The organism is Streptomyces sp. MZ04 (assembly GCF_004684775.1).
Lineage (GTDB): Bacteria > Actinomycetota > Actinomycetes > Streptomycetales > Streptomycetaceae > Streptomyces.
This window is the reverse complement of the sequence record NZ_SRIC01000456.1, coordinates 1-4135: the sequence shown is the minus strand read 5'-3', so window position 1 is coordinate 4135 and position 4135 is coordinate 1. Positions and strand designations below refer to the sequence as shown.

The 4135-nt window shown below is 57.7% G+C and carries 3 protein-coding genes; all 3 read left to right on the top strand.

Features of this window, described 5'->3' with window-relative positions; all coding sequences use genetic code 11:
* Nucleotides 1-510: 510 nt before the first annotated feature.
* From E2651_RS41685 to E2651_RS41675, 3 genes are read left to right on the top strand one after another with little or no spacing between them, the layout of a single operon-like run.
* Nucleotides 511-990, top strand: a complete 480-nt coding sequence (locus E2651_RS41685; RefSeq protein WP_135336473.1) for a hypothetical protein — start codon at nucleotides 511-513, stop codon at nucleotides 988-990.
* A gap of 10 nt (nucleotides 991-1000) precedes the next feature.
* On the top strand, nucleotides 1001-3277 hold the full coding sequence (locus E2651_RS41680; RefSeq protein WP_135336472.1) for a DUF6571 family protein: 2277 nt from the start codon (nucleotides 1001-1003) through the stop codon (nucleotides 3275-3277).
* Between the two features lie 9 nt (nucleotides 3278-3286).
* On the top strand, nucleotides 3287-3946 hold the full coding sequence (locus E2651_RS41675) for a hypothetical protein (protein WP_135336471.1): 660 nt from the start codon (nucleotides 3287-3289) through the stop codon (nucleotides 3944-3946).
* Nucleotides 3947-4135 lie beyond the last annotated feature (189 nt).

Below are 4135 nucleotides of genomic sequence, written 5' to 3'. Positions count from 1 at the left end.
CCCGACGACGGCGCCCCACCCCCGCGTCCACCTGTAGACAGCACGATGCCTTCCCTCCCCGTTACCTGCCTGCCCGACCGCTTCACGATCGAGGTGGCTCGGCGGTCACTTATCGCGCCCGCGTCACTCTAGTCACACTCAGCGTCACAGCCAACTAAGATGTGCGTTAGGGAAGTTGACAATCAGCCATGCAAGGCGCCAACCGTCACCGTCAAACCCAGCCACAAGCCCTACTCCCGTCGCTGAGAGGGCCATATACCAGCCAACAGGGGACGGTTGACCTCCGCTCCAGCGTCATCAGGTCAGCGACCGCGAGTGTTGCTGAACCAGCAAGGTCACGCTAGACGGCGACGCACATGCAAAGCTCTCAGCTCCACAAAGCCGGTAGCAGCGACACGGCACCGCAAGGCTGAACTCCGGTATTCCTCTACGCCAGTTGGTACGTTGAGACTCACTCTGCCGTCCGCATTGCGGGCACGCAGACGAGAGAAGTAACGGGAGGATCCGCTCATGCCGTGGGACGAGTGGGAACGGTTGAAAGCCGAAGCAGGCGATCGAGACACCACCAGAACGCAGTTGAACGGACTTCCTGCTACCGGAGTCAGCGGAAGCGGCGATCAGTACGATCTGGTAGTAGAAAAGGATGATTTGGGGCTAGTGGGACATGAGGCGTTCATGCTCCACGACCACTTGCGCAAGCAGGCCGACATCGCAGGAGCAGGAGCCGACAGGACCGGCACCGGGTCCACCATGCAGGCCGCCGCGACGCTGAAGGGCAACGGCTTCGCGATGGGGGAGGAGTTGGCGACCACGGTTGAGATGTGGACATCACAGGTAAAGGCTGTCCTGCAGGCATGCGCACATATCTCTAATCACCTGGATTTCAGCAAGAAGCTGCATGCCGAGAATGACGCCTGGGTTGAGGCAGCAATCAAGGGGCGTGACGGCTCAGCAATTCCGGTCTCACGCCTCCACGAATACTTCAAGTAGGACTGGGACGATGGCGAGCATCAGCTACACGGATCTGGTCCAGGTAGACCTCGGTAAGCTGGGCGCGGCGGTAGCCGATTGGAAGCAGGCGGCTGGCGATCTGAGGAAGTTGGCCGACCAGGCCGACAAAGGAATGAAAGCACAGGCGTATAAAGCCCGGTGGGTCGGCGCCAATGCCACCGTGACACAGAAGTTCGTCGACGATACGACCAAAGAGTTCACCCACCTGTATACCGAGGCTAACAGCATCTTCCAGGTTCTGGACGACGCGCACCAAGAGCTGCAGACGCTGCAGAAGAGCGTTCAGGGCCTCACTAGCGAGCTTGAGGCGAAGCACTTCGTTCTCCGCGACAACGGCGATGGCACAATCACCGTCGACCTGTATCGCCGCCCCGGAGCACCGCCCACGGAAGGCCCAGACAAAACAGAGGCTGACCGGCAGCACTACGCAGACCAGATCAGCGCGAAGGTCGGCCGTGCGAATGATATCGACCGGTCGGTGAAGCTCGCCCTCGCCGGCGCCCACGGAAACGACCCGAAAAACCCCGGACACAAGGACTACGAGTCCCTCAATGACGCCCAGGCCCAGCGTGCCGTGGAGCTGGCCAAGAAGGGCGATTCCATGACCAATCGGGAACTCGCAGAGTTTAACCGAATTATGCAATACAACGGGCAGGAAAAGGGCTCGGAGTTTGCGACAGCATTCTACAAGGGATTGGGGGGGCCGGAGAAGACACTTGAGTTTTACGGAAACATGTCCCTCAACGGAACCGCTGGAGATGACAAATCTCGTTTGGCTCTAACGCAAGATCTTCAACGGAACATGGGAAACGCACTCGCCAATGCTACCGACCCGGACAGCAAGTCACACCTCCCAGCGAGTTGGGGAGTAACGTTCCGAAGGCTAGGAACGCAGCGCGTCCAACTCCAGCGCAGTGCACTCAATCAGCCTTACGGTTATCAAGTATTCGGCGGACTGTTGCGTTACGGCAACTACGATTCACGGTTCATCAATCCTATCGCCGAGCACATCGTTCAGCTTCAGCACGACGATCCCAACCGTTTTGCGCTCAGCAAACCAGCGGCGGGAGCTATCGATCTCAACTATGGATATAACCCTTCAGGGAAGGTCGGATCGGGATACGACCCGCTTGCTAGCGTTTTGGAATCCTTGGGGCACAGTCCAGAAGCGGCCAAGGACTTCTTCTCCAATGAACCGACGGCGTACAACAAGGATGGAACCGTCAACAAAGACGGATCTCTCGAATACAAATATTTCGATGAGCTGAGCAGGAAGGACTTCGAGTGGCCAACTGACACCTTGACATCATCCGGAAAGGATCACGGTCCCGACGCGTTTGGGCACGCGCTGGAAGCCGCAACCCTTGGACACGCATACGACGATCCAAATCCGAAGCTGGTGCGCGACGCGGACTCTGCCAAAATCATGAATGATGTCGTCGCGAAGTACGGAAATGATCCTGAGCTCGTCCAACAGCAAGGAACGTTGTCAGACAGCCTGGCACAGATGGGGTCGGGCTATATTGACGACATCCACTGGGCCCTGAACAAGAACGAACCGGACAGCATGTGGGCGCCGACCAAAGACTCGAGTGAACATGCCCAATTCGGGCGCGATAATGCACGGCAGTTCCTAAGTACGCTGGGCCAGCACCCTGATGCATACTCTGTAATTTCAACTGCTGACAGAGTTTACACGACGAGCTTTCTTGAGGCGCAGGTCGGAGATGGCGGAATTAATGAGGCTTACGCTCGCGAGGCAGTGCGAACTGGCGCAGAGGTGCAGGGAATGCTGGATCAATCGCGTGCAGACCAAGTGGAAGCAGACGGAATCGCGAAAGATGAAGAGTACAACGATGCACTCGAAAAACGATCTGGTTGGGTTGAGTTTGGCACGGGTGTCGCTGTTGCAAGTGGTGTCGCACTCCTGCCCGAAGCCGCGGCCGTCGGCGTCGCAGCAACTCTCATTCCACTAGCAACAGATACGGGAAGTGGAGCGTTGGAGCACCTGATTGGAAATGTTGTCGGCGACTGGAACGAATCAGAACAGCAGGACAGCAGCAAAGATATCCAAATGCAACGCCGAGCAATCTTCGCAGCCGGCGAGGCAAATGCCGAGGTACCCATGGAGCGATTTATCGACAATCACTCTATCAAGCGAGACGGAACGTTCGGGCAGAACTTGGAGGAAGCGTGGCTCTCCGGCTACGGCAAGGGGACTGAACGCGAAAACCAGCAAGGCTCACTCCCGCAGACAAACGAATGAGAATCAACAGTGAGTACACGCGTACAACGATTCATTCGGATCGCGGTGTCCGCAGGCTTGATGTTCACGTCGCTCGTAGCATGTGATAGCGATACCGCGAAGAGCGAAGAGAGTGGCTCTGCGGTAGATGAGCCGTGCGGGATCAAGCTGTCAGCAGATGCGAAACGCGCCGCGCTGAACCTGATCGGCACAGATAAATACGAGGCCACCAGCCCTGATGGCGGACCGACGGGAACAGCCAGCAAATTGGTTAAAGAGCATCAGACCTACGGGGACTCGAGAGCACACAAATACGACCTGTGCCTGACTTACAAATCAGCCGCCGATCTCAGCGCCACCAGTATCTCTTTCTCGCTGATCGCCGAAGAGCCATCGAAGGATTTTGATCCAGAGTTCGCTCAGTACGATTTGGGCGCCACCCTAGCCATAGCCAAGCCGAGAAACGCTGTACTATACATGAATTGTTCAAGCAGTCGGTTCGATAAGGGCAGCGGCGAGCCTGTCGTAATTCGAGGGGAGCATCGAACTCGAACTCCCCCAGACGAGGACTCCAAGAGACTAGGAAAGGAGAATCTTGCCGTCCTGCACTCTGCCTCCCTCGCACTTACCCAGGCCCTAAAATGCAAGAACCACGCTGGGCTGCCGAAGGAATTCATCGCGCACTCATAACACGATCCTGCCGAGGTGTCTCGGCCGTGTCGCCCTCTTCAGCAGGGCTGGTCCCCGTCATGCCAGCGTGGGCTGGAGGGTACTCGGCGTGCGGCCGTACACGAACCCGCGTCGTCGCTTACCTGACTCTCATGCCCCGTCGCCCCCGCCCCCGCCCATCCCTGTCTCTTATACACACCTGACGCTGCC

Coding starts and splice junctions, on each gene's coding strand:
- E2651_RS41685 (WP_135336473.1), top strand. CDS start 511: ATGCCGTGGGACGAGTGGGAACGGTTGAAAGCCGAAGCAGGCGATCGA.
- E2651_RS41680 (WP_135336472.1), top strand. CDS start 1,001: ATGGCGAGCATCAGCTACACGGATCTGGTCCAGGTAGACCTCGGTAAG.